The organism is Mycobacterium numidiamassiliense, from assembly GCF_900157365.1.
Taxonomy (GTDB): Bacteria; Actinomycetota; Actinomycetes; order Mycobacteriales; family Mycobacteriaceae; genus Mycobacterium; species Mycobacterium numidiamassiliense.
On sequence record NZ_FUEZ01000004.1, the window covers coordinates 599,888 to 613,959 of the forward strand.

General features: G+C 67.5%; 14 protein-coding genes. 6 read left to right on the forward strand and 8 right to left on the reverse strand.

What is annotated here, in order from left to right; translation table 11 throughout:
* Positions 1–7 precede the first annotated feature (7 nt).
* Genes MNAB215_RS11315 through MNAB215_RS11335 form a run of 5 tightly spaced genes read right to left on the reverse strand, consistent with a single transcriptional unit; the run spans position 8 to position 4,287 of the window.
* Entirely contained in the window at positions 8–925 is a 918-nt protein-coding gene (locus MNAB215_RS11315) for an MBL fold metallo-hydrolase (protein WP_077078942.1), read from the reverse strand.
* Positions 925–1,683 (reverse strand): LamB/YcsF family protein, encoded by a 759-nt coding sequence (locus MNAB215_RS11320; protein ID WP_077078943.1) that lies wholly within the window; start codon positions 1,681–1,683, stop codon positions 925–927. The genes MNAB215_RS11315 and MNAB215_RS11320 overlap by 1 nt, the downstream gene beginning before the upstream one ends.
* A gap of 9 nt (positions 1,684–1,692) precedes the next feature.
* Positions 1,693–2,559: a metal ABC transporter permease gene (locus MNAB215_RS11325; RefSeq protein WP_077078944.1), complete on the reverse strand. Its 867-nt coding sequence runs from the start codon at positions 2,557–2,559 to the stop codon at positions 1,693–1,695.
* Positions 2,556–3,383 (reverse strand): metal ABC transporter ATP-binding protein, encoded by an 828-nt coding sequence (locus MNAB215_RS11330; RefSeq protein WP_077078945.1) that lies wholly within the window; start codon positions 3,381–3,383, stop codon positions 2,556–2,558. The genes MNAB215_RS11325 and MNAB215_RS11330 overlap by 4 nt, the downstream gene beginning before the upstream one ends.
* Positions 3,370–4,287, reverse strand: coding sequence for a metal ABC transporter solute-binding protein, Zn/Mn family (locus MNAB215_RS11335; protein WP_077078946.1), 918 nt, complete (start codon positions 4,285–4,287; stop codon positions 3,370–3,372). The genes MNAB215_RS11330 and MNAB215_RS11335 overlap by 14 nt, the downstream gene beginning before the upstream one ends.
* Before the next feature lie 150 nt (positions 4,288–4,437).
* Here MNAB215_RS11335 and MNAB215_RS11340 point away from each other — a divergent pair, with 150 nt between their 5' ends.
* Positions 4,438–5,517: an Rv3575c family transcriptional regulator gene (locus MNAB215_RS11340; RefSeq protein WP_077078947.1), complete on the forward strand. Its 1,080-nt coding sequence runs from the start codon at positions 4,438–4,440 to the stop codon at positions 5,515–5,517.
* A 171-nt stretch (positions 5,518–5,688) separates the two neighbouring features.
* On the opposite strand, the gene kstR is transcribed toward MNAB215_RS11340, so the two are convergent.
* On the reverse strand, positions 5,689–6,288 hold the full coding sequence (gene kstR / locus MNAB215_RS11345) for a cholesterol catabolism transcriptional regulator KstR (protein WP_165691635.1): 600 nt from the start codon (positions 6,286–6,288) through the stop codon (positions 5,689–5,691).
* Positions 6,289–6,561: 273 nt separating this feature from the next.
* Between kstR and MNAB215_RS11350 the strand changes: the two genes are divergently transcribed.
* Entirely contained in the window at positions 6,562–8,709 is a 2,148-nt protein-coding gene (locus MNAB215_RS11350) for an acyl-CoA dehydrogenase family protein (protein WP_077078949.1), read from the forward strand.
* Here the strand turns inward: MNAB215_RS11350 and MNAB215_RS11355 are convergent.
* Both MNAB215_RS11355 and MNAB215_RS11360 read right to left on the reverse strand, forming a co-directional pair.
* Positions 8,706–9,251 carry a hypothetical protein gene (locus MNAB215_RS11355; protein WP_077078950.1) on the reverse strand — a complete coding sequence of 182 codons (546 nt, stop codon included), beginning with the start codon at positions 9,249–9,251 and terminating at the stop codon, positions 8,706–8,708. The genes MNAB215_RS11350 and MNAB215_RS11355 overlap by 4 nt on opposite strands.
* A gap of 45 nt (positions 9,252–9,296) precedes the next feature.
* Complete coding sequence (locus MNAB215_RS11360; protein ID WP_077078951.1) at positions 9,297–10,379, reverse strand: ferredoxin--NADP reductase; 1,083 nt, start codon at positions 10,377–10,379, stop codon at positions 9,297–9,299.
* Positions 10,380–10,524: 145 nt separating this feature from the next.
* Here MNAB215_RS11360 and hsaA point away from each other — a divergent pair, with 145 nt between their 5' ends.
* The 4 genes from hsaA to hsaB are packed head-to-tail and all read left to right on the forward strand — an operon-like array spanning position 10,525 to position 14,053.
* Positions 10,525–11,709 (forward strand): 3-hydroxy-9,10-secoandrosta-1,3,5(10)-triene-9,17-dione monooxygenase oxygenase subunit, encoded by a 1,185-nt coding sequence (hsaA, locus tag MNAB215_RS11365; protein ID WP_077078952.1) that lies wholly within the window; start codon positions 10,525–10,527, stop codon positions 11,707–11,709.
* A 3-nt stretch (positions 11,710–11,712) separates the two neighbouring features.
* Positions 11,713–12,585, forward strand: a complete 873-nt coding sequence (gene hsaD / locus MNAB215_RS11370; RefSeq protein ID WP_077078953.1) for a 4,5:9,10-diseco-3-hydroxy-5,9,17-trioxoandrosta-1(10),2-diene-4-oate hydrolase — start codon at positions 11,713–11,715, stop codon at positions 12,583–12,585.
* Positions 12,585–13,487: an iron-dependent extradiol dioxygenase HsaC gene (gene hsaC / locus MNAB215_RS11375; protein ID WP_077078954.1), complete on the forward strand. Its 903-nt coding sequence runs from the start codon at positions 12,585–12,587 to the stop codon at positions 13,485–13,487. The genes hsaD and hsaC overlap by 1 nt, the downstream gene beginning before the upstream one ends.
* Positions 13,488–13,489: 2 nt before the next feature.
* Positions 13,490–14,053 (forward strand): 3-hydroxy-9,10-secoandrosta-1,3,5(10)-triene-9,17-dione monooxygenase reductase subunit, encoded by a 564-nt coding sequence (hsaB, locus tag MNAB215_RS11380; protein WP_077078955.1) that lies wholly within the window; start codon positions 13,490–13,492, stop codon positions 14,051–14,053.
* Positions 14,054–14,072: the final 19 nt, after the last annotated feature.

The following is a 14,072-nucleotide window of genomic DNA, read 5'->3' on the forward strand; positions in this document are numbered from 1 at the left end:
GGGTCGCTCACTGCCAAGGGTTTTCGCGCCGCCACACGGTTGGGAAATGCAGCGTAACGCCGTCCTGGGCGGCCAGCTCGTCCAGGATGCGGATTGACACGTCCAGGTCGTCGCCCGCATAGGGCAAGGCCCGCAAGGGCTTTGACAATGGCCGGAAGAAGTCGTCCCAGTGAATGACGATCACTCGGCGCGCCCCCACCGCGCGCACGGTCTCGGTCCAGTAGTCGATCAGATACGAGCGCGGCTGCAGACCCAACTGGCCGACGGACAGGTAGGCGGCGTCGGCGCGCTGCCCGCGCAACGCGCCCGTGACGAAACCGGCGCTGCCCTGGATGAGCAGCCGCCGGTCCGAAGGCCGGTGGTGTACCAGCGTCGACCACGCCTCCCCGCAGCGGTAGGCCGCCGTCTTCACCGGCGGTGTCAGCGGTGTGTCGATCACGCCGGGAAACCGGTCGGGCGGGCAGTGGTGCGACTCCACCAGCGTCACATCGAAGGCGCCCAATCGAATTGGCTCGCCCGAGTCGGCAACGACCAGACGCTCTTCGTCCAACCCGTAGCCACGCCCGACGTTGGCCGCCGACTCGCCGCCGACCAGCTGCGCACCGGTGCGATCGGCGACCAAGGCCGAATCCATCACGTGGTCGAAATGGGTGTGCACCGGGATGACGGCCGCGAGCCGGGACACTTTGGCGCGGGCGAGGCAGCCCTCCACCCGGGCCTGCGACGGGGAAAGCTTGCCGGCCGCGATCCGGGTCAGGCCGGGGCGGGAGAAGAAGCCGTCGGTCATCAGCGCCGACGAACCGTCGTCGAGCAGCAGTGTGGCCACGCCGAGCCATGTCGCCGAAAGCCCATCGGCTTCGGCGACGGGGACGTCGAAGCGATCCGAGTATCGGCTGATGTCGGGCCGGCCGAGTCTGGCGCGCATCAGCAGAACGACCTGAGCTCGATGGCCGCTGCCTTGAGCCGATCCCGAACAGCGGTCGCGATCTCCACCGCGCCCGGCGAATCGCCGTGCACGCAAACCGATTCCACGCCGAGGGTAAGCAGGGTGCCGTCGGTCGCGCTGACCTGACCCGAGGTCACCATGGTCTCGACCCGCGCCGCGATCTGCGCCGCGTCGTGCAGCACCGCACCGGGTTCGCGACGGGACACCAGCTGGCCGTCCGGCCGGTAGGCGCGATCGGCGAACGCCTCGGCCACCGTGCGTATCCCGACTCGGGCGGCCTCGTCGAACAGCGCCGAACCCGTCATGCCCAGCACCGGCAGCCCGGCATCCACCAGACGCACCGCCTCGGCCACCGCGGCGGCCTGTTCGCGATGGGTCACTATCGTGTTGTACAGCGCGCCATGGGGTTTGACGTAGGACACCGAAGTGCCCGACGCCCGCGCGACCGCCTGCAGCGCGCCGATCTGATACACCACATCGGCGACCAGGTCTTCGGCGGCGACGTCGATGAAGCGCCTGCCGAACCCGGCCAGGTCGCGGTAGCTGACTTGAGCTCCGATCCGCACCCCGCGCCCGGCGGCCGAGCGGCAGACCCGCATCAGGCCGGCCGGATCTCCCGCGTGGAAACCGCATGCCACGTTGGCGCTGGTGACGATGTCGAGCATGGCGTCGTCATCACCCAGGCGCCAGACACCGAAGCCCTCGCCCAAATCGGCGTTGAGATCGATAGCGGCCATCCGCCTAGCTTATGAGCTGACCGCCGCCTCTCGGCGCCGTCCCAGCAGCCAGCAGAACAGGTAGATCAGAAACGAGATCGTCGCGACGAAGACCGACACCGGAACACCGGGCGCCAGCGACAGCAGAATCCCCCCGACCGCGGCGACCTCGGCGAAGATCACCGACGCCACGATCGCCGCCGCCGGAGCGGTCACCACCCGGGCCGCCGCGGCCGCCGGCGTGATCAGCAGCGACATCACCAGCAGGGCCCCGACAATCTGCACGGCTTGCGCGGCGACCACGCCGACCAGCGCCGCGAACACCACACCCAGGACGCGAACCGGCACGCCACGGGCGGCCGCGACCTCGGAATCGACGGTGGCGAACAGCAGCGGGCGGTAGCAGATCGCCAGCACCGCGATGACCAGCAGACACACGAGTCCGAGCATGGCCAGCCCGGAGTAGCCCACCCCGACGATCTGGCCGGTCAGCAAGGCGAAACTGGTCGACGTCCGTCCGGGATAGAGGTAGATGAACAGCACGGCCAGGCCCAGGCCGAAGGCCAGCACCACCCCTGTCACAGAATCTCGCTCGCGGGCGCGCTGACCGAGGATGCCGAACAGCGCGGCCGCCAGGGCGCTGCCGATCAGCGCGCCCAGGCCCACTTCAAACCCGACGAGCAGCGCGAATGCCGCACCCGTCAGTGACAATTCGCTGGACCCGTGCACGGCGAACGACATCTGGCGCATCACGATGAACGGTCCGATCAGCCCGGCGACCAGTCCCAGCAGCGCACCGGCCAGCAGCGCCTGCCTGACGAAGTCGTGGCCGAGCAGTCCCACGGTGATGTGGAAGGCGAACAGGTTGTGCACAATGCCTGCGAGCTGGGAGTTCACAGGGGCCGCCCGCTGTCCTCGCCGACCACCACGTAGCGATCCCTGACCTTCACGACCTCGATGTCGGCCCGGTAGAGCATCGACAGGGTTTCGGTGGTCATGACCTCTTCCACGGTGCCGATCCTGAATCGGCCGTCGACCAGGTACAGCACCCGGTCCACGTACGGCAGGATCGTGTTGATCTCGTGCGTGACGACGATGACGGTGGTGTCGGCCTGCCGGCGGCGCTGGTTGATCAGCGCTGCGACCAGCTTGGCGTTGGCCGGGTCCAGGGTCAGCAGCGGTTCGTCACACAACAGCAGCATCGGGTCGCTGGCCACCGCCTGGGCGATGCGCACCCGCTGCAGCTCTCCGCCCGACATCACGCCCACCCGGACATCGGCCAGCTCTTCGCCGTTGACCTGTTCGAGTGCGTGCTCGACGGCCGCCCGGCGGCGGCGCCGGTCGGCGGACCGCAGTGGCGCGCAGCCCCAGTTGTGCCCGTCGACACCGAGGCGAACCAGGTCGCGTCCGCGCAGCATCACTTCCCGGTCGATCGGGCGGTGTTGCGGCACATAGCCGATGTGCCCGCTGCCGGAGGTGACCCGCTTGCCGTCGACCAGCACAGCGCCCGCGCTCAGCGTCAGCTGGCCGAGCAACACCTTGAGCAGCGAGGTCTTGCCGGTGCCGTTGGGGCCGAGGACCGCGATGAACTCACCCGGCGACACCGACAGGTCCAGGTGGTCCCAGAGCACCCGCTCACCGAATGCCAGGCGGGCGCCGGAGAGCGAGACGGCGGGTGGGCGGGGGTCGACCGTCTCGACCGCTTGGTCAATTACCGGCATTGCTTCGGCCGGATTGCAACGCTGCGACGAGTTGGTTGACGGTGTTGTGCTGCCAGGTGAGGTAGTCGGTGCCCTTCGGCAGTGTCTCGGTCACCTGGGTCACCGGTACGCCCGCCCGCCGGGCGGCGTCTTGCATGCTGTTGATCGCCGGGGTGGACGTCTGCGGGTTGACCAGCACGAGCGCGACCTGTCGGTGGCTGATCAGGTCCAGGACGGTTGCCATGTCGGCCGGCGAGGGGTCGGTTCCATTCTCGTTCGCCGAGCTGAAGGCGGGCGGGGTGCGATTGGTCAGACCCGACGCCTGCAGCAGGTAGTACGCGACCGGCTCGGTCGCGATGACCGAGGTGTTGGGGTAGGTGCCTGCGATGGAGTGTTCGGAGGCCGCGATGGCGTCGGCGTCGCGGTCGAATCCGGCCGCGTTGGTCCGGTAGTCCGCGATATTGGCCGGGTCGATCACCGCGAGCCGGTCGGCGACGGCGTTGGCGACCGACTTGGCGACGTTCATGTCGTAAAAGACGTGCTCGTTGGGGGAGCGGGCGTCAACCGCTTTAGGGAGAAACGAGAACGCGCAGACCGGCTGGATTTTCGGGTTCTTGGCCAGCACGTCGTCGACCCAGCTGTCGTATCCGCCGCCGTTGAAAACCACCAGGGAGGCGTCGGAGATTGCGGCGGCGTCCGACGGGCTGACCTGGTATGAGTGCGGATCGATGTTGGCGCCCGACAGAATGGACTTGACGGTGACGTGACGCCCGGCCACCGCGCTGACCACGCTGCCCCACACGTCGGTGGATGCCACCACGCTGAGCGCGCCCGAGTGCGTCGGGTCACCGCCCGAGCAGCCCGTGACCAACGCCAAGCCAATCGCGGCGGTCGACAGCCAGCGCACCACCTTGACCAGTGCCATTCGTGTTCCGTCCCCGCGATACGTGCGTGTGAATTTTCCAGCTCTGCGACTCGGGCCGCGAGACAATACTAATGAAAATCGTTTCCATTAGAAAGTGCCGGGTCGGCGCTTGATGTGCGCAGGCGGCGCTGCGCTGTAGCGTCACCGATCGTGAGCCCTCCACCGCGTCGACGTGCGACTCTGGCGTCGCTGGCGGCCGAGCTCAAGGTCTCGCGCACCACTATCTCCAATGCCTTCAACCGCCCGGATCAGCTCTCCGCCGATCTGCGTGAGCGGGTCTTCGCGACGGCCAAGCGATTGGGGTACGCGGGGCCCGACCCGGTGGCGCGGTCGCTGCGGACCCGCAAAGCCGGCGCGGTCGGCCTCGTGATAGCCGAGCCGTTGACCTACTTCTTCAACGACCCTGCGGCGCGGGATTTCGTTGCGGGAGTGGCGCAATCCTGCGAAGACATGGGCCAGGGCCTGTTGCTGGTCGCCGTCGGGCCCAGCCGCAGTCTCGAGGACGGAACGGCAGCGGTGCTGGGGGCCGGGGTGGACGGCTTCGTGGTGTATTCGGCCTGCGACGACGACCCCTACCTACAGGTGGTGCTGCAGCGGCGCCTGCCCGTCGTCGTGGTCGACCAGCCCAAAGACCTTCCCGGGGTGTCCCGGGTCGGAATCGACGACCGGGCGGCGATGCGTGAGCTCGCCGAATACGTGCTGGGGTTGGGGCATCGCGAGATCGGGCTGCTGACCATGCGGCTGGGTCGCGAGCTGCGGCACGAACTGGCCGATGCCGAGCGGCTGCGATCACTGACGTTCGACGTGCAGCGGGAACGCATCTTCGGCGTATGGGACGCGATGAAGGCCGCCGGCTTGGACCCGGACTCGCTGACCGTGGTGGAAAGCTATGAGCAGCTGCCGACGTCCGGTGGCGACGCGGCCAAGGCCGCGTGCGAGGCCAATCCGCGGATTACCGCGTTGATGTGCACGGCGGACATCTTGGCGCTATCGACCATGGATTACCTTCGGGCACATGGCATTTACGTGCCCGGCCAGATGACGGTCACCGGGTTCGACGGTGTGCCCGAAGCGCTCAGCCGCGGATTGACCACGGTGTCGCAGCCGAGCCTGCAGAAGGGCCACCGGGCCGGCGAACTCCTGTTGCAGCCGCCCCGATCGGGGCTGCCGGTGGTCGAACTCCTGGACACCGAGCTGATTCGCGGGCGCACCGCGGGGCCCCCGGCGTAGCCCCGGCTAGCCGTCGACGGCCGATCGCGTGTGTGCTGAGGGCTTTCGCGGTGAACTGACGGCGCGAAAAGAGCCGGTTTCTTGCCCTGCCTTCACACTCGACGCCGTAACTTCACACTCGACGCCCTGCCTTCACACTCGACGCCGTAACTTCACACTCGACGTCGGCACTTAGCCGCCGTTCTGGTCGCCGATCAGCAGCCGCACGGCCAGGTCCAGCCGCTTGCTGACGTCGGTCGCCGAGGCTCGGCGGGTGAGCCAGGCCAGCAGGTTCGACAACCACACATCCGAGATCACCCGGGCGATGTGGTACTGGTCCTCGGTCGGTTCGCCGTCGCTCATGGCGCGCGCGAACATCGAGTCGATGAGCTTCTCGACCTGGTCGACCTCGCTGGCCGCCGACGCGTCGGCGAAGACGTAGGCGCGGGTCATCGCCTCGGTGAGCAGCGGGTTGCGCTGCATCGCGCGGTTGAGCTTGCCCACCATGAAGTTCAGCCGCTGAAACGGCGTTCCGCCGGCGACCGCCGAGCGGTCGGTCTTGGCGTCGATGCGGCTGAATTCCCGGCCCAGCGCCGAGACCAGGAGGTGCACCTTCGACGGGAAGTACCGATAGAGCGTGCCCACCGCGACGTCGGCCCGGTCGGCCACGGCGCGCATCTGCACCGCCTCGTAGCCACCTTTCGACGCGATGGCCATGGTGGCGTCCAGGATGCGCTTGCGGCGCTCCCGTTGTGCTTCCGAGCCGAGCTCGGACTCAGCCAAGACCGCCACGTTCATGACCTCGCGCGGCTGCGAGTCAGAAACGCGGCCGGAGTTCGTGTTCGCTGCCGACATCTGACGCGTTGCTCCTCTTCCGGGCGGTTCGTTCGCAAACGATAACCAAGCCGAGTGTGAATTTCCCACCTCCGTCCGGCCGAGAGGACGACCTGTGCTGCTCGAATGGCATTCGACTTGACCGTCGATCGCTGGCACTATTAGAACACGTTCTAGTGGGCAGTAGCGCCCCTTAATGTCACGTTGCATTCAAGACCCGGAGGCCTTTACGTGGTAGCGACCGTCACCGACGAGCAGTTCGCGGCACGCGAGTTAGTGCGTGACTGGGCCCGCAATTCCACCGCCGGGCCGGGCGGAACCGCGGCAATCCGTGAGGTCGAGCAGGGCGAGGCCGACGCCTGGAGGCCGGTGTACGCGCGGCTGGCCGACCTGGGCATATTCGGCGTGGCGGTACCCGAGGACGCCGGCGGTGCCGGCGGCAGCATCGAGGACCTGTGCGCGATGGTCGAAGAGGCGGCCAAGGCGCTGGTACCGGGCCCGGTCGCGACGACCGCGCTGGCCACTCTGGTGGTGCCCGATCCCGAGCTGCTGGCCGAGCTGGCCTCCGGCGAACGCTTCGCCGGGCTGGCGCTCGACGGCGACGTCGAGTTCGACACTGCGACCGCCCGGGCGTCGGGCACCGCCGATTTCGCGCTGGGCGCCTCGAAAACGGTGCGGGGTGGCCTGCTGCTGGTACCCGCGGGCGACCAATGGCTGCTGATCGACACGCAAAGCGATGGCGTGCAGCTCGAGCCGCTGCAGGCGGCGGATTTTTCCCGGCCGCTGGCCCGGGTCGTGCTCACGTCGGCACCGGCGACCGTGATCGAGGCGCCGGGACGTCGGGTCGAGGAACTGGCCGCGACCTTGCTGGCGGCCGAGGCCGCCGGGGTCACCCGATGGTCTCTCGAGACCGCCGTCGCCTACGCGAAGGTGCGCGAGCAGTTCGGCAAACCGATCGGCAGCTTCCAGGCCATCAAACACATCTGCGCGGAGATGCTGTGCCGCGCCGAGCAGGCCGAGGTGGCCGCGGCCGACGCGGCCAGGGCCGCCGCGGAACCCGATGACCGTCAGTTCTCCATCGCCGCCGCGCTGGCCGCGAGTGTCGGCATCGCCGCCGCCAAGGCGAACGTCAAGGACTGCATCCAGGTGCTCGGCGGCATCGGCTGCACGTGGGAGCACGACGCCCATCTGTACCTGCGCCGCGCGCACGCCATCGGCCGGTTCCTCGGCGGCGCCGAGCGCTGGCTGCGCCGCATCACCGAGCTGACCCAGGACGGGGTGCGCCGCCAGCTGAGCATCGACCTCACCGACGTCGAGGGCCAGCGACCCGAGCTCGCCGCTACCATCGCCCAAATCGCCGAGCTGCCGGTGGAGAAGCGGCAGGTGGCCCTGGCCGAGGCCGGGCTGCAGGCGCCGCACTGGCCGACGCCGTACGGGCGCGCCGCCTCGCCGGCCGAGCAGCTGCTGATCGACCAGGAGCTGGCGGCTGCCGGCGTCGATCGCCCCGACCTGGTGATCGGCTGGTGGGCGGCGCCGACGATCCTCGAGCACGGCACGCAGGAGCAGATCGAGCGCTTCGTGCCGGCCACCACCCGGGGTGAATTCCTTTGGTGCCAGCTGTTTTCCGAGCCCGGCGCCGGGTCAGACCTGGCGTCGTTGCGCACCAAGGCGGTGCGCACGGACGGCGGCTGGTCGCTGACCGGGCAGAAGGTGTGGACGTCCGCGGCGCATAAGGCGCGGTGGGGCGTGTGCCTGGCGCGCACCGATCCGGACGCCCCGAAACACAAGGGCATCACCTACTTTCTGGTCGACATGAAATCGCCCGGCATCGACATCCGGCCGCTGCGCGAGATCACCGGCGATTCCCTGTTCAACGAAGTGTTCCTGGACAACGTGTTCGTGCCCGACGAGATGGTGGTCGGCGGCGTGAACGACGGCTGGCGGCTGGCCCGCACCACACTGGCCAACGAGCGCATCGCGATGGCGAACGGGACCGCGCTGGGCAACCCGATGGAAGAGCTGCTCAAACTGCTGGCGGCGATGGACCTCGACGTTGCCGAACAAGACCGGCTCGGGCGCCTGATCATCCTGGCCCAGACCGGCGCGCTGCTCGATCAGCGGATCGCCCAGCTGGCCGTCGGCGGTCGGGATCCCGGAGCGCAATCGAGCGTGCGCAAACTGATCGGGGTGCGCTACCGGCAGGCGCTGGCAGAATTCACCATGGACGTCGCCGAAGGCGGCGGCCTGGTTGATCGCCGGGCCGACAACGACCGCGCCGTGTTCGACTTCCTCAACACCCGGTGCCTGACGATCGCGGGCGGCACCGAGCAGATCCTGCTCACCGTGGCCGCCGAGCGACTCCTGGGCCTACCGCGCTAGGAGAAGGTCGTCTGCGCGCAGGTGCTCGGCGAGGTGATGTTGACCCCGGAGTAGACCACCTGAATGTGGGTGCAGGTGATGACGCTGCTGTCGGTCTTGGGCTGGCCGGTTCGCCAGTCGGTGGAGTCGATGCGGCCGGTCGTCTGGTACTTGTCCGGCGGCCCTTCAGCGAAGTAGACGGTGGTGATCTCGTCGGTGCCCATCGACTTCATCACCCGCTCGTATTGGCCGTTCGCGTGCGCGTCGAGGTAGTCCAGCCGGTCCGGGGATCGGATCTCGGTGGTTTGGCGGGCCCACAGGTCGTGCGGGAACCCCGTCACCCCGTCGGGCGTGCGCATGACGGCCCCCGCGGTGAAGTCGCAATGACCGTCGGCTTTGAAGCAGTTGAGGAACATGCGCGTTTCCAGCTGGTTGGGGCCGTCCAGCGGGAACAGGGTGGTGGCGGTGTTGCTGGCTGCCGCACAGAGCGGGACCGGTAGCAGGGCCAGCGCAATCCCGATCCCTGCTCCGATCGTCAGGGAGCCCGTTACCAGCCGCTTCATCGGAGCGTCCTTCCGTCAAACCCTATGCAGAACTTAACTTCGCGACTATTCGTCGTAGGTGACTTCCACCGAATCAGATTCCGGGTGAGATTGACAGGCCAAAATCAGCCCGTCGTCGAGATCGTCTTGCTCCAGGACGTCGTTGACCTCCATGTTGACCTTGCCGCTGCGCAGGGTGCACGCACACGCGCCGCAGTGGCCTTCCCGGCAGGAGAACGGCGCGTCGAGTCCCTTGGCCAGCAGGACGTCGAGCAGCTTGGCATTGCGTGGCCATGACACGGTGTGTGTTTCGCCGTCCAACTCGACGACGGCGGTGGCCGGCGGCTGGTCGCCCTCGGCGGTGTCCTCGATGGTCACCGCCGCGAACGGATCCGACTCCAGCGACTTGAACACCTCGATATGTATCTGTGCCGCAGGCACTTTCAGCGTCTCGAGGGCCTGGCGGGCCGCGTCCATGAACGGGCCGGGCCCGCAGATGAACGCATGCCGATCGGTGAACGGCGCGGCCAGCTTCGCCAGCGCCGTCGCACTCGGCAACCCCTGCACCGACTCCAGCCAGTGCACCACGGTGAGCCGGTCGGGGTACTTTGCCGACAGCTCCCGCAGCGCGTCGGCGAAGATCACCGAGCGCTCGTCGCGGTTGGCGTAGAGCAGCGTCACCTGCCCGGCGCCCTCGGCGAGCGCCGATTTGCAGATCGACATCACCGGGGTGACCCCGCTGCCGGCGGCCAGCAGCAGGAAGTCGTCGTCGAGCGTCTTGGGCACGAAGGTCCCCGACGGGGCCAGCACGTGGATCCGCATCCCGGCCTTCGCGTGGTCGCACAGCCAGTTGGACGCATAACCGCCGGCCGTCCGTTTGACGGTGACGGTCAGCGCGTCATCGGTAAACGGCGAGCTGCACAGCGAGTAGCAGCGCGCCACCGAACCGGTGCGCTCGCTGGGGACGCGCAACGTGAGGAACTGGCCCGGCGCGTAGCGCAGTCGCTCGGGCGGGATATCCGGGTCGCCCGACTCGTCGGGCACCGCGAACACCAGCGACCTCGCGTCGTCGGTTTCGTCGACCACCTCGGCGATCTGCAGTTCAAGGACGTGGTCGCCGAGCGGTTCGTCGGGAATCGCTTCCGTCAAGACCCGTTCTCCCTTTCATGACAACTAGAACATGTTACAGAAAAGCAGATTCATACCGCTACCAGCCGCAGGGTTACCCTCCTCGACACAAATCGGAACGTGTTCTAGTCTGCTGTGTAGGTCCGCACTCCTGGGAGGCAATGTAGTGACGTCCATTCAACAGCGTGATGCGCAGTCGGTGTTGGCTGGCATCGATGATCTGCTGCCGCGGATTGCCGAGCGCGCTCAGGCGACGGAGGATCTGCGCCGGCTGCCCGACGAGACCGTCGCCGAGCTCGACGAGGTCGGTTTCTTCACCCTGCTGCAGCCCGAGCAGTGGGGTGGGCTGCAATGCGATCCAACGCTGTTCTACGAGGCGGTGCGGCGGCTGGCCAGCGCGTGCGGTTCGACCGGTTGGGTGAGTTCGATCCTCGGCGTGCACAACTGGCACTTGGCCCAGTTCGACCAGCGGGCGCAGGAGGAGGTCTGGGGCGAGGACCCCAAGACCCGGATCTCGTCGTCGTATGCCCCGATGGGTGCCGGGGTGGTGACCGATGGCGGCTATCTGGTCAACGGCTCGTGGAACTGGTCTTCGGGCTGCGATCACGCGACGTGGGCGTTTCTCGGCGGCCCGGTCATCAAGGACGGCCGGCCCGTCGACTTCGGCAGCTTCCTGATCCCGCGCAGCGAGTACCGCATCGACGACGTGTGGCATGTGGTCGGCCTGAAGGGCACCGGCAGCAACACCGTTGTCGTCAAGGACGTCTTCGTGCCGCGGCACCGGTTTTTGTCCTACAAGGAGATGAACGACCACAGCGCGGGCGGGCTGCAGACCAACACCGCCTCGGTCTACAAAATGCCTTGGGGCACAATGCATCCCACCACGATCTCGGCGCCGATCGTCGGCATGGCTTACGGCGCGTACGACGCCCACGTGGAACACCAGGGCAAGCGGGTGCGCGCGGCGTTCGCCGGGGAGAAGGCCAAGGACGACCCGTTCGCCAAGGTCCGCATCGCCGAGGCGGCCAGTGACATCGACGCCGCGTGGCGCCAGCTCAGCGGCAATGTCGCCGACGAGTACGCGCTGTTGTCCGCGGGCAAGGAGATCCCGTTCGACCTGCGGACCCGCGCCCGGCGCGATCAGGTCCGTGCCACCGGGCGCGCGATCTCCTCGATCGACCGGCTGTTCGAGGCGTCCGGCGCCACCGCGTTGGCCAATGATGCTCCGGTGCAACGGTTTTGGCGTGACGCTCACGCCGGCCGGGTGCACGCGGCCAACGACCCGGAGCGCGCGTACGTGATCTTCGGGAACAACGAGTTCGGGTTGCCTCCCGGCGACACCATGGTCTGAGCCGTGACTGCGATCGAGGAATTGACCTTCGAGTCCACCTCGCGCTTCGCAGAGGTGGACGTGGACGGGCCGTTGAAGCTGCACTACCACGAAGCGGGCGTCGGCAACCCGCAGACGGTGGTGCTGCTGCACGGTGGCGGTCCCGGGGCGGCCAGCTGGACCAACTTCTCGCGCAATATCCCGGTGCTGGCGCAGCAATTTCATGTGCTGGCCGTCGACCAGCCCGGGTACGGCCACTCCGACAAGCGAGCCGAGCACGGGCAGTTCAACCACTACGCGGCGCGGGCACTCAAGGGCCTCTTCGACCAGCTGGGCCTGAAACGTGTTCCGCTGGTGGGAAATTCGCTGGGCGGTGGCACCGCGGTCCGATTCGCGCTCGACTATCCCGACTTGGCCGGCCGGCTGGTGCTGATGGGTCCCGGCGGGCTCAGTGTCAACCTGTTTGCGCCCGACCCCACCGAAGGCGTCAAGCGGCTGGGGAAGTTCTCCGTGGCACCCACCCGGGAAAATCTCGAGGCCTTCCTGCGGGTGATGGTCCACGACCAGAAGCTGATCACCCCGGAGCTGGTCGACCAGCGTTTCGCGCTGGCCAGCACGCCGGAGTCGTTGACGGCCACGCGCGCGATGGGAATGTCGTTCTCCGGAGCGGACTTTGAGCTCGGCATGATGTGGCGCGAGGTGTACAAACTGCGTCAGCCCGTGCTGCTGATCTGGGGCCGCGAGGACCGGGTCAACCCGCTGGACGGGGCGCTGGTCGCGCTGAAGACCATTCCGCGTGCGCAACTCCACGTCTTCGGGCAATGTGGGCACTGGGCGCAGGTGGAGAAGTTCGATGAGTTCAACAAGCTCACCATCGATTTCCTGGGAGGTGCGTGATGAGCATCCGCTCCTTGGGCTATCTGCGCATCGAGGCCACCGACATGGCGGCCTGGCGTGATTACGGGCTGAAGGTCCTCGGCATGATCGAGGGCAAGGGCAGCACCGAAGGCGCGCTGTATCTGCGGATGGACGATTTCCCGGCCCGGCTGGTGATCGTGCCCGGCGAGCACGACCGGCTTACCCACGCCGGCTGGGAAGCCGCGAATGCCGAAGGTCTGCAAGAGATCCGGAACCGGCTCGACATCGAGGGCACGCCGTACAAGGAAGCCACCGCCGCCGAACTGGCGGAACGCCGCGTCGACGAAATGATCCAATTCACCGATCCGTCGGGCAACTGCATCGAGGTCTTCCACGGTGCCGCACTCGAACACCGGCGCGTGGTCAGCCCGTACGGGCACAAGTTCGTCACCGAAGAGCAGGGTCTGGGCCACGTGGTGCTGACCACCCGCGACGACCAGGAGTCGTTGCACTTCTATCGGGATGTGCTCGGCTTCAAGCTGCGTGACTCGATGCGGTTGCCGCCCCAGGTGGTGGGGCGCCCGGCCGACGGTGCGCCGGCCTGGCTGCGCTTCTTCGGCTGCAACCCGCGCCACCACAGCCTCGCGTTCATGCCGGGGCAGACACCCAGCGGCATCGTGCACCTGATGGTCGAGGTTGGCGAGGCCGACGACGTGGGCCTGTGCCTGGATCGCGCGCTGCGCCGCAAGGTGCCCATGTCGGCGACGCTGGGCCGCCACGTCAACGACCTGATGCTCTCGTTCTACATGAAGACGCCTGGCGGATTCGACATCGAATTCGGTTGCGAGGGTAGACAAGTCGAAGACGAAGGCTGGATCGCCAGGGAGAGCACTGCGATCAGCCTCTGGGGTCACGACTTCAGCGTGGGCTTCAAGAGTTAGCCATGTCCGAGCAGATTGACGCACGCGCGTTTCGTAACGTGCTGGGTCAGTTCTGCACGGGCATCACCATCATCACCACCGTGCACGAGGACGTGCCGGTCGGCTTCGCCTGTCAGTCGTTCGCGGCGCTGTCGCTGGACCCGCCGCTGGTGTTGTTCTGCCCCACCAAGGTGTCGCGGTCCTGGCAAGCCATCGAGGCAAGCGGCCGATTCTGCGTGAACATGCTGACCGAAGACCAGAAGCACGTGTCGGCCAGATTCGGCTCCAGGGAGCCGGACAAGTTCGCCGGTATCGATTGGCACCCTTCGGAACTCGGTTCGCCGATCATCGACGAGTCACTTGCCCACATCGACTGCACGGTGGCAGCGGTCCATGACGGGGGCGATCACTTCGTGGTGTTCGGTGCGGTCGCCTCGCTGTCGGAGGCCCCGAAGATCAAGCCGCGCCCGTTGCTGTTCTATCGCGGCGAATACACCGGCATCGAGCCGGACAAGACGACACCCGCCCAATGGCGCGACGACCTGGATGCGTTCCTCACGGCCACCACCCAGGACACCTGGCTCTAAGGCTTCAGAGTGAACGCAG